General features: G+C 27.3%; 1 protein-coding gene. It reads left to right on the plus strand.

Going from position 1 to position 282, the window contains the following annotated elements:
* Positions 1-6 precede the first annotated feature (6 nt).
* Positions 7-282: SMI1/KNR4 family protein (locus tag ACSG5Z_RS32300; protein WP_435712982.1), on the plus strand; the 276-nt coding region annotated here is incomplete at its 3' end.

Consider the following 282-nt stretch of genomic DNA (forward strand, 5'->3'; position numbering starts at 1 on the left):
GTATATATGAGCAACGTTACTTGGATTGGAGTAAATAAAAAAGAAATTACCGATGAAAACATTCAGAAAGTAGAACAATATATCAATATTAAATTCCCTATGGATTTTGTAGAATGTGTAAAAAAATATGATAGTGGTTATCCAAGACCCAAAATATTTGATGTACCCGGACAGGATGAAAATGTATTTAGTAAGCTGTTAACTTTTGATTTAGAAAATAGAAATTCAATCATTCAAGTTTATGATGATATAAAAGATAGATTAGCAAATAAAGTATATCCC

The organism is Bacillus pretiosus (assembly GCF_051294775.1).
GTDB lineage: Bacteria > Bacillota > Bacilli > Bacillales > Bacillaceae_G > Bacillus_A > Bacillus_A wiedmannii.